This window comes from Georgenia sp. AZ-5, from assembly GCF_043952095.1.
Classification (GTDB): Bacteria; Actinomycetota; Actinomycetes; order Actinomycetales; family Actinomycetaceae; genus Georgenia.
Window position 1 is genome coordinate 820,475 of record NZ_JBINOU010000001.1, and the last position, 23,249, is coordinate 843,723.

The 23,249-nt window shown below is 72.0% G+C and carries 27 protein-coding genes and 1 pseudogene; 17 read left to right on the forward strand and 11 right to left on the reverse strand.

Annotation, left to right across the window (positions count from 1 at the left end; all coding sequences use genetic code 11):
• Nucleotides 1–9 precede the first annotated feature (9 nt).
• The gene (locus ACF0H8_RS03935) at nt 10–1,236 is read right to left on the reverse strand and encodes an MFS transporter (protein ID WP_395287688.1); all 1,227 of its coding nucleotides are present in this window, start codon (nt 1,234–1,236) and stop codon (nt 10–12) included.
• A gap of 182 nt (nt 1,237–1,418) precedes the next feature.
• Here ACF0H8_RS03935 and ACF0H8_RS03940 point away from each other — a divergent pair, with 182 nt between their 5' ends.
• The 3 genes from ACF0H8_RS03940 (at nt 1,419) to ACF0H8_RS03950 (ending at nt 3,710) form a co-directional block, all read left to right on the forward strand.
• A complete protein-coding gene (locus tag ACF0H8_RS03940) occupies nt 1,419–2,234 on the forward strand; it encodes a serine hydrolase domain-containing protein (RefSeq protein ID WP_395287689.1) in 816 nt (271 codons plus the stop codon).
• Nucleotides 2,235–2,239: 5 nt separating this feature from the next.
• Complete coding sequence (locus ACF0H8_RS03945) at nt 2,240–2,989, forward strand: glycerophosphodiester phosphodiesterase (protein WP_395287690.1); 750 nt, start codon at nt 2,240–2,242, stop codon at nt 2,987–2,989.
• A 460-nt stretch (nt 2,990–3,449) separates the two neighbouring features.
• Nucleotides 3,450–3,710: a response regulator transcription factor gene (locus tag ACF0H8_RS03950; protein ID WP_395287691.1), complete on the forward strand. Its 261-nt coding sequence runs from the start codon at nt 3,450–3,452 to the stop codon at nt 3,708–3,710.
• Nucleotides 3,711–3,825: 115 nt separating this feature from the next.
• Here ACF0H8_RS03950 and ACF0H8_RS03955 read toward each other — a convergent pair whose 3' ends face one another.
• Nucleotides 3,826–4,605, reverse strand: a complete 780-nt coding sequence (locus ACF0H8_RS03955) for an exodeoxyribonuclease III (RefSeq protein ID WP_395287692.1) — start codon at nt 4,603–4,605, stop codon at nt 3,826–3,828.
• A 216-nt stretch (nt 4,606–4,821) separates the two neighbouring features.
• On the opposite strand from ACF0H8_RS03955, the gene ACF0H8_RS03960 reads away from it, so the two are divergent.
• The 8 genes from ACF0H8_RS03960 (at nt 4,822) to ACF0H8_RS03995 (ending at nt 9,954) form a co-directional block, all read left to right on the forward strand.
• On the forward strand, nt 4,822–6,033 hold the full coding sequence (locus ACF0H8_RS03960; RefSeq protein ID WP_395287693.1) for a tyrosine-type recombinase/integrase: 1,212 nt from the start codon (nt 4,822–4,824) through the stop codon (nt 6,031–6,033).
• A gap of 139 nt (nt 6,034–6,172) precedes the next feature.
• Nucleotides 6,173–6,445, forward strand: a complete 273-nt coding sequence (locus ACF0H8_RS03965; protein WP_395287694.1) for a helix-turn-helix domain-containing protein — start codon at nt 6,173–6,175, stop codon at nt 6,443–6,445.
• A complete protein-coding gene (locus tag ACF0H8_RS03970) occupies nt 6,442–6,639 on the forward strand; it encodes a hypothetical protein (protein ID WP_395287695.1) in 198 nt (65 codons plus the stop codon). Before ACF0H8_RS03965 ends, ACF0H8_RS03970 begins: the two co-directional genes overlap by 4 nt.
• A gap of 235 nt (nt 6,640–6,874) precedes the next feature.
• A complete protein-coding gene (locus ACF0H8_RS03975) occupies nt 6,875–7,567 on the forward strand; it encodes a hypothetical protein (protein WP_395287696.1) in 693 nt (230 codons plus the stop codon).
• A complete protein-coding gene (locus ACF0H8_RS03980) occupies nt 7,564–8,019 on the forward strand; it encodes a WhiB family transcriptional regulator (RefSeq protein WP_395287697.1) in 456 nt (151 codons plus the stop codon). Before ACF0H8_RS03975 ends, ACF0H8_RS03980 begins: the two co-directional genes overlap by 4 nt.
• On the forward strand, nt 8,016–8,288 hold the full coding sequence (locus ACF0H8_RS03985) for a hypothetical protein (protein ID WP_395287698.1): 273 nt from the start codon (nt 8,016–8,018) through the stop codon (nt 8,286–8,288). Before ACF0H8_RS03980 ends, ACF0H8_RS03985 begins: the two co-directional genes overlap by 4 nt.
• Nucleotides 8,289–9,061: 773 nt before the next feature.
• Nucleotides 9,062–9,415 carry a hypothetical protein gene (locus tag ACF0H8_RS03990; RefSeq protein WP_395287699.1) on the forward strand — a complete coding sequence of 118 codons (354 nt, stop codon included), beginning with the start codon at nt 9,062–9,064 and terminating at the stop codon, nt 9,413–9,415.
• A gap of 8 nt (nt 9,416–9,423) precedes the next feature.
• Nucleotides 9,424–9,954, forward strand: coding sequence for a hypothetical protein (locus tag ACF0H8_RS03995; RefSeq protein ID WP_395287700.1), 531 nt, complete (start codon nt 9,424–9,426; stop codon nt 9,952–9,954).
• Nucleotides 9,955–10,831: 877 nt separating this feature from the next.
• Here the strand turns inward: ACF0H8_RS03995 and ACF0H8_RS04000 are convergent.
• Nucleotides 10,832–11,680 (reverse strand): phage major capsid protein, encoded by an 849-nt coding sequence (locus tag ACF0H8_RS04000; RefSeq protein ID WP_395287701.1) that lies wholly within the window; start codon nt 11,678–11,680, stop codon nt 10,832–10,834.
• 231 nt (nt 11,681–11,911) lie between these two features.
• Entirely contained in the window at nt 11,912–12,133 is a 222-nt protein-coding gene (locus ACF0H8_RS04005; RefSeq protein WP_395287702.1) for a hypothetical protein, read from the reverse strand.
• A gap of 35 nt (nt 12,134–12,168) precedes the next feature.
• Between ACF0H8_RS04005 and ACF0H8_RS04010 the strand changes: the two genes are divergently transcribed.
• Nucleotides 12,169–12,384, forward strand: coding sequence for a hypothetical protein (locus tag ACF0H8_RS04010; protein ID WP_395287703.1), 216 nt, complete (start codon nt 12,169–12,171; stop codon nt 12,382–12,384).
• Nucleotides 12,385–12,430: 46 nt separating this feature from the next.
• Here the strand turns inward: ACF0H8_RS04010 and ACF0H8_RS04015 are convergent, their stop codons facing one another.
• The 4 genes and pseudogenes from ACF0H8_RS04015 to ACF0H8_RS04030 all read right to left on the reverse strand — a co-directional run bounded on the left by ACF0H8_RS04015 (nt 12,431) and on the right by ACF0H8_RS04030 (nt 14,973).
• A complete protein-coding gene (locus tag ACF0H8_RS04015) occupies nt 12,431–12,970 on the reverse strand; it encodes a DUF4411 family protein (protein ID WP_395287704.1) in 540 nt (179 codons plus the stop codon).
• A complete protein-coding gene (locus ACF0H8_RS04020; RefSeq protein ID WP_395290801.1) occupies nt 12,951–13,751 on the reverse strand; it encodes an ImmA/IrrE family metallo-endopeptidase in 801 nt (266 codons plus the stop codon). Before ACF0H8_RS04020 ends, ACF0H8_RS04015 begins: the two co-directional genes overlap by 20 nt.
• Before the next feature lie 165 nt (nt 13,752–13,916).
• A pseudogene (locus ACF0H8_RS04025) lies at nt 13,917–14,093 on the reverse strand (helix-turn-helix domain-containing protein); the annotation flags it as partial.
• Nucleotides 14,094–14,259: 166 nt separating this feature from the next.
• On the reverse strand, nt 14,260–14,973 hold the full coding sequence (locus ACF0H8_RS04030; protein ID WP_395287705.1) for a hypothetical protein: 714 nt from the start codon (nt 14,971–14,973) through the stop codon (nt 14,260–14,262).
• A 287-nt stretch (nt 14,974–15,260) separates the two neighbouring features.
• Between ACF0H8_RS04030 and ACF0H8_RS04035 the strand changes: the two genes are divergently transcribed.
• Nucleotides 15,261–16,037 carry an SDR family NAD(P)-dependent oxidoreductase gene (locus ACF0H8_RS04035; protein ID WP_395287706.1) on the forward strand — a complete coding sequence of 259 codons (777 nt, stop codon included), beginning with the start codon at nt 15,261–15,263 and terminating at the stop codon, nt 16,035–16,037.
• Nucleotides 16,038–16,099: 62 nt separating this feature from the next.
• A complete protein-coding gene (gene pyrE, locus ACF0H8_RS04040; RefSeq protein WP_395287707.1) occupies nt 16,100–16,672 on the forward strand; it encodes an orotate phosphoribosyltransferase in 573 nt (190 codons plus the stop codon).
• Nucleotides 16,673–16,883: 211 nt separating this feature from the next.
• On the opposite strand, the gene ACF0H8_RS04045 is transcribed toward pyrE, so the two are convergent.
• Entirely contained in the window at nt 16,884–17,657 is a 774-nt protein-coding gene (locus tag ACF0H8_RS04045; RefSeq protein ID WP_395287708.1) for an HAD-IIA family hydrolase, read from the reverse strand.
• 325 nt (nt 17,658–17,982) lie between these two features.
• Here ACF0H8_RS04045 and ACF0H8_RS04050 point away from each other — a divergent pair, with 325 nt between their 5' ends.
• The gene (locus tag ACF0H8_RS04050; RefSeq protein ID WP_395290802.1) at nt 17,983–18,648 is read left to right on the forward strand and encodes a TrmH family RNA methyltransferase; all 666 of its coding nucleotides are present in this window, start codon (nt 17,983–17,985) and stop codon (nt 18,646–18,648) included.
• A 19-nt stretch (nt 18,649–18,667) separates the two neighbouring features.
• On the opposite strand, the gene ACF0H8_RS04055 is transcribed toward ACF0H8_RS04050, so the two are convergent.
• Nucleotides 18,668–19,039, reverse strand: a complete 372-nt coding sequence (locus ACF0H8_RS04055; RefSeq protein ID WP_395287709.1) for a cupin domain-containing protein — start codon at nt 19,037–19,039, stop codon at nt 18,668–18,670.
• 307 nt (nt 19,040–19,346) lie between these two features.
• Between ACF0H8_RS04055 and fbaA the strand changes: the two genes are divergently transcribed.
• Nucleotides 19,347–20,369, forward strand: coding sequence for a class II fructose-bisphosphate aldolase (gene fbaA / locus ACF0H8_RS04060; RefSeq protein WP_395287710.1), 1,023 nt, complete (start codon nt 19,347–19,349; stop codon nt 20,367–20,369).
• 101 nt (nt 20,370–20,470) lie between these two features.
• On the opposite strand, the gene ACF0H8_RS04065 is transcribed toward fbaA, so the two are convergent.
• On the reverse strand, nt 20,471–20,872 hold the full coding sequence (locus ACF0H8_RS04065; RefSeq protein WP_395287711.1) for an STAS domain-containing protein: 402 nt from the start codon (nt 20,870–20,872) through the stop codon (nt 20,471–20,473).
• Between the two features lie 87 nt (nt 20,873–20,959).
• Between ACF0H8_RS04065 and ACF0H8_RS04070 the strand changes: the two genes are divergently transcribed.
• On the forward strand, nt 20,960–23,167 hold the full coding sequence (locus ACF0H8_RS04070; RefSeq protein WP_395287712.1) for a SpoIIE family protein phosphatase: 2,208 nt from the start codon (nt 20,960–20,962) through the stop codon (nt 23,165–23,167).
• The last annotated feature ends 82 nt before the right edge of the window (nt 23,168–23,249 follow it).

Sequence of the window (23,249 nt, forward strand, 5' to 3'; positions counted from 1 at the left end):
CGAGTTCGCTCAGCCGGTCCGCGGGGCGGGACGCTGGGACGGTCCCGGCGGGTCGCCCACGTGGCCGCGCGGCGCGCTGACCGCGACGAGCGAGGCCCCGACGGCGAGCAGCCCGGCGAGCACGAGCATCAGGGCGGGGAACGGCAGCAGGCCGGCAACGAGCGGCCCGAGGGAGGCGCCGGCGAACAGCATGAGACCGCCCAGGCCGAGCGCGCCCCCGCGGTTCGGGCCGGCCCGGCCCGCGACGACGGCGATGAGCGCCGGCACGACCGTCGCGATGCCGGCGACATAGACGGCGCTGGCGGCGACCAGCGCCCACAGCGCGCCCGCGAGGAGGGCCTCCACCGCCAGCCCGGCGGCCGCGACGAGGAACCCCGCGACGGCCACCCGCACCGCGCCGAGACGGCCGACCAGCCACCCGGCGAGCGGGGCCAGGGCCATACCGGGAAGCCCGGCCAGCCGCACCAGCAGCACCTCGGCGTCCGAGAGCCCGTACCGGGTGCGCAGCAGCGGGCCCAGGGCCGCGTACATCGTCACGAAGCTCAGCAGGGTGGTGCCCGCGGCCACGTAGGGCAGCGCCAGCTCCCGCCGGACCGCGAGCGCGCCGAGCGCCCGGTACTCGGCCGCGACGCTGACGGGCCGGTCCGGGCGCACGGGTTCGACGAGCACCACGGCGAGCGCCGCCGCCGTCAGGGCGAGGGCCGGCGCGGCGAGGCCGAACACCCACCGCCAGCCGAGCCCCAGCGCCACCGCGCCGGCGTAGACCTGGCCGGCGATCCCGGCCACGAGGAAGGCGGTGGTGACGGCGCCCACGCCGGCGGAGCGCCAGTGCGGCGGGAACGCCTCGCCGATGTACGCCAGCGCGATCGAGGCGAAGCTCGCTGCCACGAGGCCCTGGACCGCCCGGAGCGCGCCGAGGGCGGGGAGCGACGACGCCGTGGCCACGAGCGCGGTGGCGACGGCGAGGCCCGCCACGCCCGGGACGAGCACCACCTTGCGGCCGAAGCGGTCGGACAGGGGCGGGAAGACGAGGAAGCCCAGCGCGTACGCGATGCTGTAGGCCGTCCCCAGCGTCGCCGCGGCGGGCGGTCCGCCGAGCGCCCTGCCCACCACCGGTGCGAGGGGGATGGCCACGTACAGCTGCATCAGCACGAGCAGCCCGCACAGCACGAGCACCGTCAGCGGGACAACGACCGAGGCGCGCTCGACGTCGGGGCGCTCGACGCCAGAACCCATGCGTCACACCTCCGGCCTCGGGCCGGCCCTGGCCGGGCGGCCGGCCGGGACGGCGTCCCGGAGGAGGTGGTTTTCCGGGGCCGTGCCGGCACCCGTCCATGATGCGCCGGGCCCGGAGCCGCCGACCAGTGCCGCGGGGCCCGCTCATGCTGCGGCCGGGCGGGCCGTGGCAGGCTGGGCGGGTGGACAACCCCTTCGCCCCGCTGTCGGACCTGGACTTCCCCGTCGGCGTCGTGGTGACCGACGCCGAGGGCGTCGTCGCCACCCATGGCGACACCACCTCGACGTTCCGGTGGGCGTCGGTCACGAAGCTGGTGTCGGCCATGGCGAGCCTCGTCGCGGTGCAGCGCGGCCTGGTCGACCTGGACGCGCCGGCCGGCCCGCCCGGGTCGACGGTGCGCCACCTCCTCGCCCACGCCTCGGGAGTCCCGTTCGACTCGGGCGCCGTGCTGTCGGCGCCCGGGCGCCGCCGCGTGTACTCCAACCACGGCATCGAGCTCCTCGCCGAGCACGTCGCCGAGCACGTGGGGACGGACTTCACCAGCTGGGCCGAGGAGACGGTCATCGACCCGCTGGGGATGTCCACGGTGCTCATCGAGGGCTCGGCCGCCCACGCCGCCACCGGTTCCACCGAGGACCTCGCCCGGCTGGGCCGGGAGCTGCTCGCCCCGACGCTGCTCGAGCCGGCCCTGTTCGCCGAGGCGACCGACGTCGTGTTTCCCGGGCTGTCCGGCGTGCTCCCCGGCTTCGGCCGTCAGGAGCACAACGACTGGGGGCTCGGCTTCGAGATCCGCGACCACAAGTCGCCGCACTGGACGGGCGGGCAGTCCTCGCCGCGCACGTTCGGCCACTTCGGCCAGTCCGGCAGCTTCCTGTGGGTCGACCCCGACGCGCGCCTGGCCACGGCCTTCCTGGGGGCCAAGCCGTTCGGCGGGTGGGCCGCGAAGGCGTGGCCGCCGCTGACGGACGGCATCCTGGCCGCGTACGCGGGGCGCTGACCGGCGTGAGCGCCCTCGGCGCCGCGGCGCCGCTCGTCGTCGCCCATCGCGGCAACTCCTCCGTCGCGCCGGAGAACACGCTCGCGGCGCTGGAGTCGGCGTGGCGGGCGGGCGCCGACCTGGTCGAGGTGGACCTCCAGCTCACCGCGGACGGCGTCGCCGTCGTCATCCACGACGACGAGGTGGACCGCACCACGACCGGCACCGGGCGGGTCGACGCGCTCACCGCCACCGAGCTGGACGCCCTGGACGCCGGGAGCTGGTTCTCCGCCCACTTCGCCGGCCAGCGGGTGCCGACCGCGCAGGACCTGCTGACCTTCGTCGTCGCCCGTCCGGGCCTCGGGCTGCTCGCCGAGCTCAAGGGCTCCTGGGCCGCCGGCGACGTGCGCCGGGTGACGGCGGCGGTCGAGGACGCCGGCCTCGCGGGCCGGGTCGTCGTCCAGAGCTTCGACGTCGGCACCGTCGAGGCGCTCGGGGACGTCGCTCCCTCCCTGCCCCGCGGGCTCCTGCTCGAGACCCTCCCGGCGGACCTGCTCGAGCTGTGCGCCGGGCTGGACGTGAGCGCGTGCAACCCGGCGGGCCCCCTGCTCCGCCAGGAGCCGGGGCTGGTGGGGGCGCTGCACGGGCGGGGCGTCCGCGTCCTGCCGTGGACCCTCAACGAGCCCGCCCACTGGGCCGCCGCGGCGGGCGCCGGGGTCGACGGGATGATCACCGACCGGCCTGACCGGCTGCGGGGCTGGCTCGCGGCGCGCTGAGCCGGGGAACTGCCTCTGCGGAGCCGCTGAGGCGCGGCTCCGGAACGGCGGCCGGGCAGCCCGAGGGCTCGCCCCTCCCGCGCGCCGGCACGCTGTCGTTCCCTCGATCGTCCTTTCGGATGACCAGGTCCGGCCCGACGGCGGATCCGGGCACACCTCGACGTTCCCTAGCGTGGCGGGCATGACCAGATCCCGGCCGGTCGCCCGGCCGCAGCCGGCCCGCGCATCCCCGCGGCGCCCGCCGTGCCCGTCCACCGGCCGGCGCCCGCCGGAATGCGGTCCGTGCCCCTCACGCCCCCGCCGCTGGGCTGGTGGCAGCGCACCTGGCGCTACCTCCTGGCGGGCGGCGCGGGACTCGTCCTCTGGGTGTTCACGGTCGTGGAGTACATGCCCGCCGCCCGCCCAGCTCGTCGAGGCCGTCCACCGGGTCGCGGCCGGCCAGCCGATCCTCTCGCCCAGCGTGACGGCACAGCTGATCGCCGCGGTCACCCGCGGGGACGACACCCCGCGGCGGCAGGCGCAGGCGGTGCTGGGCCGGCTCACCGACCGCGAGCGGGAGGTCGCCGAGGCGATCGGCCGGGGACTGTCCAACGCGGACATCGCCCGGGAGCTGTACCTGAGCGTGGCCACCGTGAAGACGCACGTGGCGCACCTGTTCGCGAAGCTCGACGTGACGAACCGGGTGCAGATCGCCAAGTACGTGCACGACGCGGGGAGCTGACCGGTGCCGGGCAGGCGCGCCTGGCCCGGTGGCGGCCGGGCGTGGCTGCTCCTCGCGGCGTTCGCGCTGCACAACGTCGACGAGCCGGGCGGCGGCGCCGCCGGGGCCCCGCCGGTCAGTCGATGTCGACGACGACGGGGACGTGGTCGCTCGGCGCCTTGCCCTTGCGCTCGTCCCGCTCGATCCCGGCGCCGGTCACGTGCGCGGCCAGCTCAGGGGAAGCCTGGACGAAGTCGATCCGCATGCCCTCGTTGCGGGGGAAGCGCAGCTGCTTGTAGTCCCAGTACGTGTACTGCTGGACGTACCGGCGGGTCACCTCGCTGAAGCCCGCCTCATCGAGGGCGCGGAAGGCGGCGCGCTCGGGCTCGGAGACGTGCGTGGCGCCCTCGAAGGCCGCCATGTCCCACACGTCCTCGTCGCGCGGCGCGATGTTCCAGTCGCCGACCAGCGCGATCCTCGCCGCCGGGTCCTCCGCGAGCCAGCCGCCCGCCGCCTCCTTCAGGGCGGCCAGCCACTGGAGCTTGTAGAGGTAGTGCGGGTCCTCGAGGGTGCGGCCGTTGGGGACGTACAGGCTCCACACCCGCACCCCGTCGCAGGTGACGCCCAGCGCCCGGGCCTCAGCCGCGGCGGGGTCGCCCCACGTGGGCATGCCCGGGAAGCCCACCTCGACGTCGGAGTAACCCACGCGGGTGGCGACCGCGACGCCGTTCCACTGGTTGAGGCCGTGGTGCACCACCTCGTAGCCGGCCGCCTCGAACGCCAGGTGGGGGAACTGATCCTCCCGGCACTTGGTCTCCTGCATAGCGAGCACGTCGGTGCCCGACCGCTCCAGGAATGCCACCACCCGGTCCACCCGGGTCCGGATGGAGTTCACGTTCCACGTCGCCAGCCTCATGGGGCTGACGCTACCGGGCGCCTCGTGCCCGACAGCGCGGGGCCCGCCCCGGCCGGCATCGGACCGGGTGGGCCCTGCAGCCAGGCCATACGCTGCGACCATGGGAACCGCATGTATCGTCGGGTCTGACCTGCGGAGATACCCGTCCCGGACTGTCCTACCAACAGCCCTCACCAACACCTAACGACACTCACCCGCACGGAGAGGCCCGGACTCGTGGCCGCGAACCCCATCCCCAAGAAGCGCCGCGACGGCACCACCGCGTGGTCGTTGCCCTTCCGCCTCCACAAGGGCGGGAAGGTCACGTCCGAGACGTTCGACAGCCGCGACGAGGCCGTGAAGTTCGGCAGGCTCGTGGACCGCTACGGCGGCGAGGAGGCCCGGCGGCGGCGCACCCTGCACACCGAGAGCCCGGCGGAGATCCCCACCCTGACCGAGGCGCTGGCCGCGCACCTGACCCGGCTGGGCGCGTCCGCCACGCCGGGCACCATCTATGGCTACGACGGCATGGCCCGCCGGACCTTCCTGCCCCGGCTGGGCGACCTGCCGGTGGACGCGATCACCGAGGACGACGTCGCCGGATGGATCGCCTGGCAGCGCCAGCAGGAGACGGTGCATTCCCAGCGCGCCCGCGCCCGGGCCCGCGCCGAGACGCGCCCGGAGCCCGCCCCCGTGCTCTACGCCGACCGGAGCCTGCAGAAGGCCCAGAGCCTGCTCAGCTCAGTCCTGGAGGGGTGCGTGCGCCGCTACGGCCTGTCCGTGAACCCGGCCAAGGGCGCGAAACTTCCCCACGACCGGCCCGGTGAGGAGATGGTCTTCCTCAGCCCGGAGGAGTTCACCCGCCTGCACGCGCACATCCCGGCCCGGCACCAGCCGTTCGTGCTGTTCCTGTACGCCACCGGGGCGCGGTGGGGCGAGGCGACCGCGCTGACCGTGGGCGACGTCGACCTCGACGCGGCCCAGCCGGTGGTCCACATCGCCAAGGCGTGGAAGAAGGACGCCCGCGGCCGCGTCTACCTCGGCACCGTCAAGGGCGGCGGCAGGGGCCGTACCGTCACGCTGCCCCCGGCGCTGGTGCCGGTGCTGCGCCCGCTGCTGGACCGTCCCGCCGACGCGCTGCTGTTCCCTGCGCCACACGGCGGGCGGCTCGGTTCCGACTTCCACAAGCGTGTGTGGAACCCGGCGGTGACCGCCGCGAACCTGGGGAAGCGGCCACCGAGGATTCACGACCTGCGGCACAGCCACGTCGCCGGGCTGATCGGCCACGGCGTGCCGCTGACGGTGATCCAGCGGCGGCTCGGCCACAAGAGCATCAGCATTACCAGCGACACCTACGGCCATTTGCTGCCCGAGGTGTCCGCCGGGGCGGCGCTCGCCGCCGGGGCGCTGCTGGCCCAGGCCCTCCCCGAGATCGAGCCCGCCGCCTAGTGCCCACTCGCCCGTAACACACGCCGGGTCGCTTGTCACGCACATCCCCCGGCGTGTCGGCGTGTTGGTCCAACGGATCGCCGTTGCGCGCAGTTACGGTCCGCGTCGCCAGAGCACCCGCGACGACAGGAACCGCCCGATGCCCAGCCCCGCCGGGGCACTGACCCCGTACCTGACCGCCCAAGACGTCGCCGACCTCCACCACGTGTCCGTGCGGACCGTCTACGTGTGGATCGCCACCGGCGTCCTGCGCGCCGAGCGTGTCGGCCCGCGCCTGGTCCGCATCCGCCCCGAGGACGTCGAGGCGATGGGGCGGCCCATCGAGCCCACCGCGCCCGCACCGGTGAGCTCGGACCGGATCGCCCCGCGGAGCGCCCGCTCCCAGGCCCGCCTCGACCGGCGGACCGCGTGACCCCGGACCAGCGGCGCGCCGCCATCGACCGCGGGCTGCGGCTCGTGGACGACCTTCGCCGCCTCAGCGACGAACAGGTCACGCTCGCGCTCCAAGTGGTCCAGGACGCCCGCCGGATCTCGCCCCGGTCCGCCCGCTCACAGGCCCGCCTTGACGCCATCGAGCGCCGCAAGTTGACCGGGGGTGCCCGGTGAGCGACCCCATCATCCCGACCGGCCCCGACACGTACGCCGCCGAGTGCCCGATGGGTGACGGCCGAGCCTGGCCGAGCATCATCCGCGAGTTCGTCCGCGTCGATGCCGTCCACGGCTGCGCCTGCCGAGCGTGCGCCCCGCACGAGCAGGTCGACGACCCCCGACACGCTTGGACGTGGCGACACACTGACGGCCCCACAAGCGCCGACGACCGGAAGCGGCGGGGGGTGTCCACATGACCTGGACGAAACTCTCCGACGACTTCACCGACGACTGCTGGACGTTGAGCGACGCGGCGTTCCGTATGCACGCCGAGGCGCTGGTGTGGTCCAACCGGAAGTTGCTCGACCTGCGCATCCCCAAGGACGACTTCGTCCGGGCGGTCCGGCACCCCGACGACGTCGACGCACTGGACGAGCTGCTGCGCGACGGGCTGTGGCGCGACGACGGCGACGTCTACGTGATCTTGCACCAGTCGCAGTACCAGCGGACGAGGGAGGCCGTTATCGCTCAGCACGAGGCGAACGTGGAGAACGGGAAGAAGGGTGGCCGTCCGCCGAAGCCTCGCCGTGAGCAGGTGGCTGACCTCCGAGAAGCCACCAAAACCCAGTCGCTAAGCAAGTCGCTAGGCGAGTCGCCAACCGAAAGGGACAGGACAGGACAGGCAGCAGTTAAGGGAAGCCAGGACGAAACTGTGGACGAGAGCGTTCCGGAAAAGCCGTGGCTACCGAAGACGGAAGCCGGACAGTCCGTTCCGAAACCCCAGCGTCAGCCGGAGCCGGAGGCGTCTTTGGGTGGCATTTCGGAAGACGAGTTCCGGTCACCGCGTCTCGCGCTGTGTGAGTTGTGCGGCGAGCCGTTGAGTCCGGGCCTCGCGGTCAACGGGTACACGGCGCACCCGAACTGCACGGCGGTGGCTGCTCGATGACCGGCCCGAACATTCACGCGGTCGACACCCACCGCGGCACCGATTACCTGACGCTCAACGACTTAATCCTCGAGGATTCTCCCTGGCGAACAACGGAGTGGCCCGACGTGGACGAAACGCACGCGGCGGCGCACAGCGCGCTGCTGGACATCATCGGCAGCCTGGAGGCGGCAGGCTTCACGATCCCGTGCAGGAACCCGCTGACCGGGCACCTCTGGACGCTAGACGACGATTACGGCGAGGGCAGCGGCGCACGGATCGCCGCCCAGCAGTGCCGCGCCTGCCCCCTGATGTCCCGGAGCGCGTGCAGCGCCTACATCAGCGCCCACCCGGAGCCCGCCGGAGTCTGGGCGGCGACGACCGCCGCCGACCGCCGCCGCGACGCCATCCGAGCTCGCGACCGAGACCGAAAGCGCCGAACCAACGCCCGCCGAAAGGAACAGCAGCCATGACCCCCAACCGCCCCCACCGCTCCCTCGTCATCGCCAGGGAAGTCGACCGCCGCCGAGCCCGGGACTTCCTGACCGCCGCCCTCGACGCCGACAGCCTCACCGCCGACTGCGTAATCCACGAGGTCAGCAGCGACCCCCATCCCGAGAGGAGCGTCATCGGCCTGTTCGCCGCCCTGGGCGACGTCATGCGGGACGCCTGCGAGCACCTGCGCCCCGGCGTCCGGGAGTCGCTGCGCGCCATGCTGATGGTGGTGGTCCCCGATGAGTGAGCGGGTGAAGACCTGCGCCCGGTGCGGGGAGGAGAAGCCGCTGACGGAGTTCCACAACGACCGGTCAAAGCCCGACGGCCACGTAACGACCTGCAAGGCGTGTGTGGCCGAGCGGGGCCGGGCCTGGCGCGCCGCGGGCAACGGCGAGCGCCGGAACGCGGAAGGGCGACGTCGGACCGCGGAGAAGCGAGGTCGCGTGCGACCGTGCGCGTGGTGCGGCCAGCCTTTCAGTGGTGGTCGACGTTCGGATGCCCGCTACTGCTCCGAGCGGTGCCGGGATGCCCGGCGGCAGGCGTCAAAGATTCGCTACGCGCCGAGGCCGCATCCGTGCTCGGTGCCGGGCTGTGAGAAGCCCGCCGCCGATGCCGCTATGTGCCCGATGCACCGGGCGCGGCGGGAGCGTCACGGCGACCCGAATATCGTTCTCGGGGCGGGGGTGCCGCGCACCGACGAACCGTCGTACTTCACGGCACACAGTCGCCTCAAGCGGTGGCGGGGGTCTGCTACGGAGCACCCCTGTGTCGAGTGCGGGAGGCCCGCCGAACATTGGGCGTACGACCACGCCGACCCCGCCGAGTGCGTCAGCCCGCAGGGGTACCGGTACAGCACCGACCCGTCCCACTACCAGCCAATGTGCCAGCCCTGCCATGCCGCTTTCGACGCCGCCGAGCGCGGAGCCCGAAGGGAATACAGCCATGTCTGACCAAAAATGCCCTGAATGTGGGCAAGAGCGCATCAGGGACCACCCGGCCGGACTCGTGATCAAGCACACGATGCAATGTTCGGTCGGAGCCGCCGAGGACAGCTGCCGCGCCGCGGATACCGAGCGTTGGTATCTCACCCACGTGTGGCCGGGCCAGGAGCCCGCGGCGGCCACCGGCTGGACTGCGTGGCTTCGCCCCGGCCACACCGACCGCCAGCGCCGCACCGTGACGGCGACCGAGCGGCTGCTGCTCGCCCACCTGTTCGACGTCGTCGTGCCCGCGGACGGCTGGACGTACGTCCGCTTCGTGACGACCGGTGTCCGCCGCCGCGAGTGGGACGAGTTCTCGTGGTCCGACGTCGACGCCATCGCCCCGCTCGGCACCCCGTCCGCCGAGACGTTCGGCACCCCCACCGAGGAGTGAACATCCCAATGTCGACCGATACGCCCGCACCCGACGCCCAGAACCCTCCCGAATCGCCCCCGGACCGCCCCGCCGCCGGGCGAACCGACCCCCAGACGGGAACCGGGCCATCCGAGCACCCAGAGGGCGACACAGAGCCCCACAGCGAACCGGACGGCGAGGGCAAGGGCAAAGACGAAGCCCGCCGCTACCGCCAGCGCGCCCAACGCGCCGAGCAAGAGCGCGACACCCTCCGCCAGCGCGTCACCACCATGCAACGGCGCGAGGCCGAACGCGAAGCCTCCCGCACCCTCGCCGCCCCCGGCGACCTGTGGACAGTCGGCGGCGTCAAGTTGGAAGACGTGCTGGGCGACGACGGCGAAGTCGACCCCACCAAGGTCGACGAAGCGGTAGCTGGCATCATCGCCGTCCGCCCCGGCCTCCGCCGCACCCGCTGGCCCGACACCGGGCAAACTCACCGCGGCGAGCCACCCGCACAGAGCGTCGGCTGGGACGACGTCCTCCGCCACAAGATGCGCACCCCAGGCCCCGGCCACTGAGAGGGCCACGGCATACCGCATAGGCATGCAGGGCTCTTCATCGCAGGGGTTCCGGGGAAGCGTAGGCACTTAATTGTGCGGAGCGCGGTGGTGGCCGAGTCCGGGGGGAGGGGGTCGACCCCCAGGGGTTGGATATTCATGCACCGTGCCGACGGCCTGGTCTCCAAAACCGGGGCCGACCGTGCGGTATTTACAACCTAGGTTGTGAATCGAGTCGACGTTCGTCCGTGACGCCACACTGCCAACCGCGCGGTCCTGACACCCATGGGTGTCAGCCGGTGCGCTGTGTGGTGAGGTGCCCGGCGCGCAGGTCCGCCGCCTTCCCCTGCCCGGAGTGGACGGGTTGCCCGCGGGTCCGCGATGGGATGGCACGGACCGCGAGGCTGGGCGAGCCTTCCTGTCCCTGTCGGACGCCGTCGGTGTCAGCGTCCGGTGGGTGAGGTTGACGCGCCGGGTGCCTCTTGCCCGGGTGCGTGAGGGGAGGGGAGAAGCGGGAACCCCCACCCTCGACCCCCGCGCACCCGAGTGTGGGGGGGCACCCCGCGCGGCCCTCCCCCGCGCGGGAACCTGGCCCCAGGGTAGCCCCCCCTGGGTTGACCCCGTGGGGAACATCCTCCCCGCGGGGACCCCGGCGGTAACCCCCGGGGGATATCGAGGTGCCCCTGGGGGTCTCGAGGCGCACCCCGGGGGTCTTCGGGGCACCCCCGGGGGTCTCAGAGGACACCCCCAGGGGGTCTCGAGGCACCGGGGGTGTCTCAGGGCACCCGGGGGCACCCTTGGATGATGGGCTGGGGGGCGGAGTGCCGGGGAGAGGGGGCTACGCCCCCCCCGGGGGTTACCGGTCCGCGCCCAGGACGACGCCTTCCGCCCCCTGGGGTTACACAGCCCTGGTGATCTTGACGACGCTGGCGGGGTGGGTGAAGCCGAATCCGACGCGCATGGTGGCCTTGACGGCTAGCCGGTCGCTCGTGAAGAACACGCTGGAGTCGGTCTCCACCTTGGCGTCGTCGCGGACGACGAGGAGTACGCGCGTCCTGTCAACGCCGTAGACCACGCCGGTGGCGAGGTAGGACGAGACGTAGATCGGCGTGCCGAACACGGTTGTGGCTCCGCCGACGGTCGGGTCCGGTCCCAGGAGGGGCTTGTTGGAGCCGGAGCCTTCCTTCAGTTGGGTGAGGGCCAGCAGCTCGCTGGGGTGCATGAGAAAGGCGGTGATCCTGGCCCCGACGTCGGCGGCGTTGCTGACCGCGCGGGCGAAGGCGTCGAGGTTGGTCCAGGTCGCTGCGCCGGAGTTGAAGTTGGTGGTGCCGGTGAGGTCGGCGATGCCGTCGGGGGCGTCGGGGTCGGTCACCACGGAGAGGAATGCGGTGTCGAGCTTTCTCGCCATGTCGCGGGCGAGCCCTTCGCCCACGGCCCGCCGGGCGTCGGGGCTGGAGTCGTCCGCCAGCTCCCTGGTAATGATGCTCAGTCCCGCGAGCTTCTTGGGCGTGATGTTGACCTCGGCGAGGGTCATGTCCGTGGGCGTGATTTCCTGGCCCTCGGCGACCCATTCGGCGGTGGGGTCGGCGGTGACGAGCGGCACCCGGTAGGTGGTGCTGTTGGTGCGGACGAGGGTGCTGACGCGCTCCTGGCCGACGACGGCCATGTTGAGTGCTGGGCGGACGAGTAGTTCGTGGACGTCCTCGGGCCGCAGGATCGCGGACGCGGACGAGGTGGTGTTGGTCATGGAAGTTCCGCCTCCAAGGGCGAACGAAGGAATGGGGGTGAGCCCGTCCTTCGGACCGCGCTGGGCGAGAACTGCCTCAGCAGAAGCGGTCAACCTTGGGGCGAAACTTGGCGCACGGACGCAGTGCCGTGACGCCGATTACATTCTACGACCGACCCATGTCCGGATCGAGGACATGGAGCAGCCCCGGCCTCCTGGGGTCTAGGGGGTCGGGGCTGTCTAGCCGGCGGGCTACTTCCCGCCGCACCCGTCGTGGGGGTGCTTAGCGTGAGCGGCGGCCGCCTCGGGCGGCAGGTGCAGCACCTTGAACTGCTCGGATTCTCCGGACCGGTGACACACGAACACCCACTTTGAGCGGTCCGGTGGTGCGGCGTCGGCCGCGCTGACGATGGCGAACGTGGAGCCGAGGGTGGCGGCGATACCGGCGAGGTATACCGCCAACGTGCGACGCATTTCGCGCCTCCTGTCATTCCAGGTCGGCTGTGGGGGTGATCCACCAGGAGAAGGGCACGACCAGCTTGAATGGGGTGCCCTCGTTGTCGACGGCGGTGAGGCGCGCCTGGGGGCTCGACCTGGTCGATCTCTACGCCGACGAGATAGGCGCGGGTGTGCATGATGTCGCCGTCGGTCACGGCCTCGACCTCGACCCAGTCCCCGAGGTTGAAGATGCCCAGGCCGTGGACTGTGACCCGCGCCCCGCCTGACTTCTCTGCCTACGCTTCGGGGAACTCGGCGATTGCTTAACGCCACCTAGTTCTGAGAGGCCTCGCCGTCGAGCCAGGCGACGAACTCATCAGCCCTCCAGTACTCGATAGCAAGACGGTTGCAAGCGGTGGCTAGTGCTTCCTTGACTGGCATGCGGTCGACGAAGTCATTCGTCGCGACAACAACTCTCGATTGTGGGTGAGTCTCGCGAATTTGCCATGCCATGGCTGCGACGTAAGGGTCTGCGACTTCAGTGTCGTCCTCAGCTTCGAGATCCACTAATTGCGCCACAGCGAGGACCTCGGCGATCGCTTCGTCGCGTGGTGCGGGATGTCGGCACTGGCCGTCATTCGCGACCGCCCATGCGCCGGGTGCATCCGGGTGTTTTCCAGCGGCCATCTCCCGTCTCACCTGTCGCGGATAGCAGAGGTGGCCGCCGTCCACCAGTTCGGACATTAGGTTGAGGGTTGGCCACTGGCGCGCAATAGGTACAAGCCGTTTGAGTTGAATGAGCGCACTGGTGTCAACGACGACGACGAGACCTGGCGGAAAGCCGTCGCTACCGTCAGAAGGAGGTCTGGACACTTGGCACCTCCTCCGAAATCCGCCGGACGTCCTCCACTGTCACCCTCAACACGGAGAGCGCGTCTCGAGGGGGCAGTTCATTGAGCACAATGTCGAGTGCGCGGGGGCCGAACTCGCGCACGCGTGCGGTAGCGCGCGCCGGACGCCGGAAGCTATTTGACGGCTTCGCTGGGGGCTTCGGCCTGAAAATTGCGAGGACGTCGGCGTACAACGAGCGCTCAGCAAGACCCATGTCTATCAGCCGCAAAGCGGCCGCGCGGTGGCTCACGCGGAAGGCCTTAGCAACCGCTTTAACGTCGTCAATGTCGCCTGCGCCAGCGGTGATATTTCTGGCAGACGCTAGGCGCTCCATCGGCTGGGAAGGCATAAGGAACGCCGCGCCGAATCGTTCACACCAGCGTTCGACGGCCGCACCTGTTAAAAACCCGCGCTGCTCGACGCATGCAGCGTCTTGCCTTGTCACCAGGTGGCCCAGTTCGTGGGCAAGGGTGTATGAGCGAGCGGCCGGGCTTACGCCGCTTGTATTGGCCACAATCAGGGGCGCTCGGTCATCCCAGGCCGAGAACCCCCGCACGTCGTCACGCCCGATCTCAAGCGCGAAGACAAGGATGCCGCACTGGTCGAATGCGTCGCGCCAGGCACGGAGAGCCTCGTAATCGTCTCGCCAGGAGGCTTGATCAGCGTCTGACACGCCCACCCAACGGCGGAGTTCTTCCGCAGCGGCTTCAGGGATCGAGGCGACAGGCCACCGGGGCATGTCGAACGGGTCGTCGTCGCGCATCGCCCACGATATTGCGTGCTGTACACGGCGAGCTTGACGGACTTTACGGCGCGCCTGTGCGCCCACCTCTCGACCCTCGTCGCCAGGGGGGTGCCGGAAAGAGGCGGGCAGACTCGCCTGCGACGGTGGACGCGGCAGGAAGAACATCGCACGCGGTCGCTGCAGCACTTCCGCCAAGCGGGATACCTGCCCGGTGCTCGGGCGGGAGTCGCCGCTAATCCAGTCGCTGAGGGTGTCTGGGCTCAGCTTGAGGGCGTCAGCGAGGTCCTCCAAAGCGCGTCCATCTTCAAAGACGGCCCACGCCAAGACATCCGCCTTGACGGGTGCAGGCTTCGTTGGCATCCCGTGACCTCCTCCCGAGGTGGCGTTGTAGCAATCGCAAGCATGGCACGATCTTCTGATGCCATCTTCCGGACTCTGGCGTGGTTGCCGTAGAGGATCGGCTCTGGGGGCTCTCGTTTAAGTGCTCGCTGAGCCTGGCCTTGGCTGGCAGGCAGGTACCTACCTCTTAGAGGCCGCACTTGTTCTCGAAGTACGCTCCGATCACGTCGGAAGTGAAGCCGGAATCCGATCCCCCCGCTTCCAGTAGGAACCACTCTGACGCCACTGCAGTCCCCATGCCCTCGAACGCATCACACAGCGCTGCTTGATCGGCTGAGCTGGACTGGCCCCATGCGACGTCCAGGGCCATCTCCTGCAGCTCAGGAGAATCACGAAGTACTTCCGTGGAGTCCTCTGCCGTTGCAGGAGGTGACTCAGGGGCGAAGTCCACATCGGGTAGCTCACCCTCAACGAACTCACCGCCAAGGTCGCCTTGGACCTCGCGAAGGGTTTCTGGAGGAGAGTTGATCAGCCAGTTCTGGCCAACGAGAATGTCGGTGCCCATCTGGGTAAGTGTCTCCATCTGCTCTGCCTTTTGCCCTTGGTCGTCGAACAGCATTAGCACCGTGGTGTCTGAGCAGTTCGCCGATTCGGACGCAAGTGTGACGGCGTTGTCTGGGGTGTAGGCGGGGCAGGAGCCGCCTGCTGCTGTGAAGTCCGTACGGAGATCGCCGACATCTTCGTATGCCAGAGAGCCGTCAGCGGCGCGTGATTCGCTGGGCTCATCATTCTGTGAGTCGGTCGCGGAACCTTGGGGCGCAGCTTCCGAATCGGCCGCACATGCGCCGAGACTCACGGCGGCGGCTGCGAGGATGATGAGAGCGGAGCGGGGGAGTTGCATCGCGGTATCCTTCTATAGGTGTCCGCAATCTACTCGCGGTAGTGGGTGGACGTGGGCTTTTCATGGTCACAGTTGCGCAACCGGTCCTGGGCAGCACGCGGCGCACAGCGCCCTACGCCCTACGCCCCCCGCTCTCGGGGACTTCGAGGGGGCATGGACCCGTTGGTGTACCTACAGACAAGCGCCATCTTCCTTCGTCCTAAAGGAGTCTGTATCACATGGCGATTCGCAGAACTCCGCCGAAAGTGGCTGTACGACGCCGGTTTGTAATAGGGGGCTAGACGAACATGGGAACCGCACTCGTCACGGGGGCCACGTCGGGCATCGGCCTGGAGCTGGCCTGGCAGCTCGCCGCCGCCCGCCACCGGCTCGTGCTGGTCGCGCGCGACGGCGAGCGGCTCGAGAAGGTGGCGCACCAGATCCGCTCGGCGGCCGCCGTCGCCGTCGAGGTGCTCCCTGCCGACCTCGCCACCGCGGAGGGGCGCGACGCCGTCCGTGACCGGCTGGGCGGGGGCGCCACCCCTGTGGGGCTGCTCGTCAACAACGCCGGCTTCGGCCTGGGCCAGCCCTTCCTCGGCGGTGACCTGGCGCGCGAGGACCAGGCCCTGGAGGTGATGGTCCGGTCGGTCCTCGTGCTGTCGAAGGCGGCGGCCGAGTCCATGGTGCCGCGGGGTCGCGGCGCGATCCTCAACGTCTCCTCGATGGCCGCGCTCACCGCCATGGGCACGTACGCCGCCCACAAGGCCTGGGTGCTCACGTTCACCGAGGCGCTCGCGGCCGAGCTGGCCGGCACGGGCGTCACCGCCACCGCCCTGTGCCCCGGGCTGGTGCGCACCGAGTTCCACGAGCGGGCCGGGCTGGAGGCGGCGACGTGGCCGGCGCCGGCCTGGGTCGACGTCGAGAAGGTCGCGTCCGCCGCCCTGACCGCGGTGCGGCGCGGGCAGGTCGTCGTGACGCCGTCCCTGCGCTACACCGCCGCGGCCGCGGCGCTGCGGCTCACGCCCCGCTGGCTGGTGCGGCGCGCCGTCGGACCCGCCGCCAGCGCCCGGGCCATGACGCGCTGACCTCCGGCGACGTCCCGGACGCCCGGCACGGGGAGGGCGGCCGCCGCCGTTACGCTGGTGGCGTGACCACCACGAACGACACCCCCCGCGGCCAGCTCGCCGCCCTGGTGCGCGAGCTCGCCGTCGTGCACGGCGAGGTGACGCTGGCCTCCGGCCTCACGTCGGACTTCTACGTCGACATGCGCCGCGCCACCCTGCACCACGCCGCCGCGCCGCTCATCGGGCACGTCATGCTCGACATGCTCGAAGAGGCGGGGCTGGGCCCGGAGGAGGTCGACGCCGTCGGCGGGCTCACCATGGGCGCCGATCCGGTCGCCACGGCGATGCTGCACGCGGCCGCGTCCCGGGGCCTCGAGCTCGACGCGTTCGTGGTCCGCAAGGAGTCCAAGTCCCACGGCATGCGCCGGCGGATCGAGGGGCCCGACGTCGCGGGGCGCCGCGTCGTGGTGCTCGAGGACACCTCCACCACCGGCGGCAGCCCGCTGACCGCCATCGAGGCGCTGCGCGGGGCCGGGGCGCAGGTGCTCGCGGTGGCCGTGGTCGTCGACCGCGACACCGGGGCCCGGGAGGCCATCGAGAAGACCGGGGTGCCCTACCACGCGGCCCTCGGGCTCGCGGACCTCGGGCTGTCCTGACGCCGACGGCCTCGGTGAGTTGCCCACAGGGGGGAGCATCCGTCAGGCATTGCCTGACGGATGTTCCTCGTTACCGAGAGTTTCGCGCTCCCGACCGCCAGGAGGCGCGGCCCCTGGCTGACCGAGAGTCGTGGCCCTCGATCACGGAGAGCTGTGGCTCCGCGCGTCCGCCCGGCGGGCCGACGCGCCGGGGCTCAGATCACGCCGTGGCTCAGATCAGGTCGACGAGCTCCGCGATCGACTGGTGGACCTCGCTGGGCCGGAAGGGGTACCGCTCGACGTCGGCGAGGGTCGTCGACCCCGTCAGCACGAGGTAGGTGCGCAGCCCGGCCTCCATGCCCGCGACGACGTCCGTGTCCATGCGGTCCCCGACCAGCGCCGTCGTCTCGGAATGGGCCTCGATGCGGTTGAGCGCCGCACGGAGCATCATCGGGTTGGGCTTGCCGACGAAGTAGGGCGACCGGCCGGTCGCCTTGGTGATCAGCGCCGCGACGGCGCCGGTGGCGGGCAGCGGGCCCTCGGTGGAGGGACCGGTCGCGTCCGGGTTCGTGGCGATGAAGCGGGCGCCGCCCCGGATCAGCCGGATGGCCTTGGTGATGGCCGAGAAGGAGTAGGTCCGCGTCTCGCCGAGGATGACGTAGTCGGGGTCGGTGTCGGTGGTGATGTAGCCGGCCTCGTACAGCGCCGTCGTCAGCCCCGCCTCACCGATGACGTAGGCGCGGCCGCCGGGCATCTGCTGCCTGACGAAGGCGGCGGTGGCCAGGGCCGAGGTCCAGATCCGCTCCTCGGGCACGTCGATGCCGGAGGCGGCGAGCCGGGCGGAGAGGTCGCGCGGCGTGAAGATCGAGTTGTTGGTCAGCACCAGGTACGGGAGACCACGCTCGGTGAGCCGGGCGATGAAGTCCGCCGCGCCGGGCAGGGCGTGGCCCTCGTGGACGAGCACGCCGTCCATGTCGGTGAGCCAGCTCTCGATCTTGTCGCTCATGCACGCTCCTCGCAGACGTCGACGCGGCCCGGTCGGCCCCGGGACGCGCGGGACGGGCCAACAGCGACCATACCGGCGGCCGCCCGGCACGGCGCCGCCGCGACGGCTGGGACGCGTGCCACACCGGGCCGCCGAGGCCGGGGCGGTGGGGGCCGCAGGGTGGCGTCGCCCCGTGCCGCGGGGGCGCGCTGCGGGGTGGCGCCGCCCCCGTGACGGGGGCGCCTGCGCCCCCCGGTGCCCGCGCCGGCGCCCGCGACGCTGCCGGTAGTGTCGGGCGCAGGATGAGGGGACCACGGTGAGCGGGGCGCTCGAGAGGACGGCCGCGCTGGCCGGCGTCGGGGCGGTCGAGGCCGAGCCGGGCGCCGTCGCGGAGCGGGCGGTCGGCGTCGGCCCCTGGCCCGGGGGCGAGGCGGCCTGGCCGGACGACCCCCGCTACGACCGCGAGCTCCTGGCAGCAGGGGACCGCCGCAACGTCGAGGACCGGTACCGGTACTGGACCGTCGAGGCGATCGTCGCGGACATCGACGCCCGCCGGCACCCGCTGCACGTCGCGATCGAGAACTTCGCCCACGACATGAACATCGGGTCCGTGGTGCGCACCGCCAACGCCTTCGCCGTCGCGGAGGTGCACATCGTGGGGCGACGGCGGTGGAACCGGCGCGGGGCGATGGTCACCGACCGCTACCAGCACCTGCGTCATCACGCCGACGTCGCGGACCTGCTCGCGTGGGCGCACGAGGGGCGGCTGCCGGTGCTCGGCATCGACAACATCCCGGGTTCGGTGGCCATCGAGGGGCGGGCGCTGCCGCGCGCGTGCCTGATGGTCTTCGGGCAGGAGTCGGCGGGCCTGAGCCCCGAGGCGCTCGCCGGCTGCGACGAGGTCCTCCACATCACCCAGTACGGTTCCACCCGCTCCATCAACGCCGGCGCCGCGGCCGCCGTCGCCATGCACGCCTGGATGCTCCAGCACGCCGGGCCCCCGCCGGCCTGAGCCGGGCGGCGGCGGAGGCTCAGCCGCCGGGCCGCGCCCAGACCGAGGCGCCCTGCCAGTCGACAGCCACGGCGGGCTCGTCACCCACCACCCAGGCGTCGTGCCCCGGCGGGAGGGACGTCACCTCGCCCGGCCCGGCCTCCATCTCCGTGCCGTCCGCCATGACGACGTGGATCCGGCCGGACACGTGGTACTGCTGGTGGGGCGCCATGCACAGGTCGGTCCCGGCGACCGGCCCCACGTCCTTGGTCCACCGCCAGCCCGGCTGGATGGTGATCCGCCCGACCTGGGCGCCGCCGGCGAGGTTGACGAGCTCGAGGCGCCAGTTGTCGCCCTCCCGCACCTCGTCGGGCTTGTCGAAGGACGCGAACTCCAACGGCTGGGTATTCATGGCTGCAGCTCCTTCACCGCTCACGCCCCTGTACTGCACTGCGCCTCCGCCCGGATGTCAACAGCCGGAACGGGCCGGGGCAGGCCGGCGCCGGCGCGCCACCGGGCACGATCCCCGGCCGGCCGGGGATCGCCGGGGATCGCCCGCGCCGGCCCGGCGGAGCGCCCCGCGGCTGGGAGGCGCCGTCGCGACGGGCGGCCAGGACGCGCTGTTGCCACGGGCGCCGAGGTGTCCGGGTCCCCACCGCGGGCAGGATGATGAAACAATCGGACCGAGACCTACCTCACCGACTCACAGGAGTGCTGACGTGCCGATCGCAACCCCCGAGGCCTACGCAGAGATGATCGACCGGGCGAAGGCGGGCAAGTTCGCCTACCCGGCCATCAACGTGACCTCCTCCCAGACCGTCACCGCCGCCCTCCGCGGCTTCGCCGAGGCGGAGAGCGACGGCATCCTCCAGGTGTCGGTCGGTGGCGGCGAGTACGCCTCCGGCTCCACCGTCAAGGACCGGGTGGCCGGCACCCGCGCGCTGGCCGCGTACGCCCGGGAGGTGGCCGACGGGTACGGCATCACGGTCGCGCTCCACACCGACCACTGCGTCAAGGAGAACCTCGACCGCTGGGTCAAGCCGCTCCTCGCCCTGGAGGCGGAGGAGGTGGCCGCGGGCAAGCAGCCCACCTTCCAGTCCCACATGTTCGACGGCTCGACGGTGCCGCTGGAGGAGAACCTCGTCATCGCCGAGGAGCTCCTCGAGCTCTCCCAGAAGGCGCGCACGATCCTCGAGATCGAGATCGGCGTCGTCGGCGGCGAGGAGGACGGCCACGAGGCCGCCATCAACGAGAAGCTCTACACCACCCCCGAGGACGGCCTGGCCACCGTCAGCGCGCTCGGCACCGGCGAGCGTGGCCGCTACCTCACCGCGCTGACCTTCGGCAACGTGCACGGCGTGTACAAGCCCGGCGCGGTCAAGCTCCGCCCGGAGCTGCTCGGCGAGATCCAGCAGGTCGTTGGCCAGGAGGTCGGCAAGGACAAGCCTTTCGACCTCGTCTTCCACGGCGGCTCCGGCTCGACCGCGGAGGAGATCGCGCTCGCGGTGGACAACGGCGTCATCAAGATGAACATCGACACCGACACGCAGTACGCCTTCACCCGCCCGGTCGTGGACCACATGTTCAAGAACTACGACGGCGTGCTCAAGATCGACGGCGAGGTGGGCAACAAGAAGGCCTACGACCCGCGCGCCTGGGGCAAGCTCGCCGAGGCGGGCATGGCCGCGCGCGTCGTCGAGGCCTGCCAGCAGCTGCGCTCCGCGGGCAACAAGATGGCCTGAGCGCCCCGACACGGCGAGGCCCGGCACCCGCGCGGGGTGCCGGGCCTCTTCGTCAGGGCCGGGCCTGTGGCCAACCGTGCAGGCCCCGGCGCCGGATGCCGTCAGGCGGCGTTGTCGGGCTCGGGCGAGTTCTCCGGGAAGCCGGGGTCGGCGTCGAGCACGTCGACAACCTCACCGATGCGGGTGACCTCGAGAAGGAAGCGCACCACGTCCGGCGGCTGGATCATGGCCAGCCGGCCAGGGGTCCGGTGCGCCAGGCGGGCCAGCATGCTCACGCCCGAGGAGTCCATGAACGTGATGTGGCGGGCGTCGATCTCGACGGGGAGGGCCGCGCGCTCGGCGTCCGAGACCGCCTCCGCCAGCTCGCCGGCGAGCGCCACGTCGATCTCGCCCGACAGGACCAGACGCGTCCGCGCAGGTGAGACCATGACGTGGACGGAACCGCTCTCGCCCGTGGCGGCGCCCGAGTCAGCGGGCGGCTCGTCCTGCGTCACGTCATGCACGGCTGTTCCTCTCGGCCAAGATAGGCGCACGTGCGGTTCGGCCGTGCGCGAGGCATCGTAGGGAACGCTAGACGATCGGAGAGGCAAATGGGTAAATCCCCTCACGGGGTCGGCGCGCCCGACGTCGCCGCGGAGACGGCGCAGGGCGGCCACGTCGCCGAAGGTGAAGGTGACGTCCTGGAGGGGATGCGCACGGCGCTCGCGCCGGCCGTGCTCGAGCAGCTGCCCGCGGCGGTGGTGGTGCTGCGCGTGGGGGAGCACCACAGCTGGCGCATAGTGGCCGCCAACGAGGCCGCCGAGGTGCTCACCGGCTACCCGCGCGCGGAGCTGCTCGCCCCCGACCGGGAGATCCGTCACCCCAGCCTGTACATCGACGGCCAGCGCGCGATGCGTGCCGCGCTGCAGGCCGGCGAGCCGGCCTCGCTGACCGTGCTGTCGCGCAAGGCCGACGGCACGGAGTACTGGGCGGCGGTGCAGCTGGCGCCGCTGCACGTCGCGGGCGTCGGCGCGCAGCTGTGGACCGCCGTCGTGCGCGACGTCTCCGCGCAGGTCGCCAGCGCTCAGCTCGAGCGGCTACGGCTCGCGATCGAGCGGCGCGCACGGATCGGGCTCAGCCTGGTGGCACGGGTCTCGGACCTGCTCCAGGACTCCGACTCCGCGGACGTGCTGCGCGCCATCGCCGACCTGCTCACCCGCCAGCTCGTGTCGTGGGCGGGCTTCTTCGTCAACGACCGCGCCCTGCACGAGGCGGACGGCATCGACGACGACCCGCCGCCCGTCCGGCCGCTGACCCTCCGCCGCGAGGCCGGGGAGCACGACGAGGTCCTCGAGCTGCTGCTCGGCACGACGATGCGCCGGGTGACCTTGGACGCCGACGCGGTCCAGGACGACGGGACCCTCACCGGTGATCTGGTCGAGCTGGTCCGGCCGCACACGCGGGGCCGGCCCCCGGGCGACCGCGAGCTGATCGTGCTGCCGGTGCTCGGACGCCAGCGCACGCTGGGGCTGCTCGTCGCCGTCGCGCACCGCGACCCGGCCGCCCTGCCCGACGAGCTCGTCGACGAGAGCGGCACGGCCGTGCCGGGCGTGGAGGACGAGGTCGGGACCGTCCTGGAGCTCGTCGCCCGACGCGTCGGGATGGCGATGGACAACGCCCAGCTCTACGCCCGTGAGCACGCCCTGGCCGAGACGCTGCAGCGGGCGATGCTGCCCGAGCAGGCCGACGTCGCGGGGCTCGACGTGTGGACGTACTACGCGCCCAACGCCGAGCACGCGCAGGTCGGCGGCGACTGGTACGACGTCGTCAACCTGCGGGACGGCATCGTCGCGGTCGTCATCGGTGACGTCGTCGGCCACGACGTCGAGGCGGCGGCCTCGATGGGCCAGCTGCGCTCGGTGGTCCGCGCCTTCGCCGCCGAGCTCGTGGACCCCGGCACCGTGCTGGGCCGCGTGGACGCGCTGGTGACGGGGATGCGCATGCCCCGCACCGCCTCCCTCGTGTACGCCGCCTTCACCCCCTGCGAGGACGGCGCCTGGGACATGGCCTACTCACGCGCCGGCCACCTGCCCGCGCTCCGCGTCCGCGCCGGCGAGGTCAGCGAGCTGAACGAGGCCGGCGGCACGCTCGTCGGGTTCAGCGCCCGGGAGCGGCGGACGGCGCACGCCCGGGTGCTGCCCGGCGACGTGCTGGTGTTCTACACCGACGGCCTCATCGAGCGTAGGGACCGCCCCATGCGCGAGGGCCTGGACGCGCTGGTCGAGCTCTGTTCCCACGTGGACGTCCGGGACGCCGCGGGGGTGGGCGAGGAGCTGCTGCAGCTGGCGGACGCCCCGGAGGACGACGTCGCGATGGTCGTCATCCGCGTGCCCGGCGGGCCCGAGGGGGAGGCGGAGGTGGCCGCCCCGCGCCGCCGGCGCTGGCAGCTGCCGCTCGACCCGGCGTCAATAGGCCGGGCCCGCCACGCCGTGCGCCGCGCGTGCGCGGCGTGGGGCATCGACGACGTCGCGGCGGCCGAGCTGGTGATCTCCGAGCTGATGGCCAACGCCGTCATGCACGGCTGGGGCCGGATCGTGCTCCGGCTGCAGGACACCGGCGACGGGCTGCGCATCGAGGTCGAGGACTCCAACCCCGCCCCGCCCATCACGCGGGAGCGTTCCACCGGCCGCGTGGGCGGCTTCGGGATGCACATCGTGGACCGGCTGGCGGACTGGGGGTGGCGGCCGACGTCGTCCGGCAAGGTCGTGTGGGCGCGGCTGCGCTCGGAACCCGCCCGGCCGTCCGGTCCGGAAGCGTGAGGCACGGGCCCGGGCCGACCCGTCCCGGCCTCATTCGCCGGCGGTACGTGCTGTCGTAGGACGCACGCGACTACCGCCACGG

Excerpts from the sequence above, each read along its gene's own strand:
- ACF0H8_RS03975 (WP_395287696.1), top strand. The coding sequence starts at position 6,875 with ATGACCTGGACGAAACTCTCCGACGACTTCACCGACGACTGCTGGACG.
- ACF0H8_RS04000 (WP_395287701.1), bottom strand. The coding sequence starts at position 11,680 with ATGACCAACACCACCTCGTCCGCGTCCGCGATCCTGCGGCCCGAGGAC.
- ACF0H8_RS04070 (WP_395287712.1), top strand. The coding sequence starts at position 20,960 with ATGGGTAAATCCCCTCACGGGGTCGGCGCGCCCGACGTCGCCGCGGAG.
- ACF0H8_RS04005 (WP_395287702.1), bottom strand. The coding sequence starts at position 12,133 with ATGCGTCGCACGTTGGCGGTATACCTCGCCGGTATCGCCGCCACCCTC.
- ACF0H8_RS04030 (WP_395287705.1), bottom strand. The coding sequence starts at position 14,973 with ATGCAACTCCCCCGCTCCGCTCTCATCATCCTCGCAGCCGCCGCCGTG.
- ACF0H8_RS03995 (WP_395287700.1), top strand. The coding sequence starts at position 9,424 with ATGTCGACCGATACGCCCGCACCCGACGCCCAGAACCCTCCCGAATCG.
- ACF0H8_RS03965 (WP_395287694.1), top strand. The coding sequence starts at position 6,173 with ATGCCCAGCCCCGCCGGGGCACTGACCCCGTACCTGACCGCCCAAGAC.
- ACF0H8_RS04035 (WP_395287706.1), top strand. The coding sequence starts at position 15,261 with ATGGGAACCGCACTCGTCACGGGGGCCACGTCGGGCATCGGCCTGGAG.
- ACF0H8_RS04045 (WP_395287708.1), bottom strand. The coding sequence starts at position 17,657 with ATGAGCGACAAGATCGAGAGCTGGCTCACCGACATGGACGGCGTGCTC.
- ACF0H8_RS03985 (WP_395287698.1), top strand. The coding sequence starts at position 8,016 with ATGACCCCCAACCGCCCCCACCGCTCCCTCGTCATCGCCAGGGAAGTC.
- ACF0H8_RS04055 (WP_395287709.1), bottom strand. The coding sequence starts at position 19,039 with ATGAATACCCAGCCGTTGGAGTTCGCGTCCTTCGACAAGCCCGACGAG.
- ACF0H8_RS03955 (WP_395287692.1), bottom strand. The coding sequence starts at position 4,605 with ATGAGGCTGGCGACGTGGAACGTGAACTCCATCCGGACCCGGGTGGAC.
- ACF0H8_RS04020 (WP_395290801.1), bottom strand. The coding sequence starts at position 13,751 with ATGCGCGACGACGACCCGTTCGACATGCCCCGGTGGCCTGTCGCCTCG.
- ACF0H8_RS03935 (WP_395287688.1), bottom strand. The coding sequence starts at position 1,236 with ATGGGTTCTGGCGTCGAGCGCCCCGACGTCGAGCGCGCCTCGGTCGTT.
- ACF0H8_RS03990 (WP_395287699.1), top strand. The coding sequence starts at position 9,062 with ATGCAATGTTCGGTCGGAGCCGCCGAGGACAGCTGCCGCGCCGCGGAT.
- ACF0H8_RS03980 (WP_395287697.1), top strand. The coding sequence starts at position 7,564 with ATGACCGGCCCGAACATTCACGCGGTCGACACCCACCGCGGCACCGAT.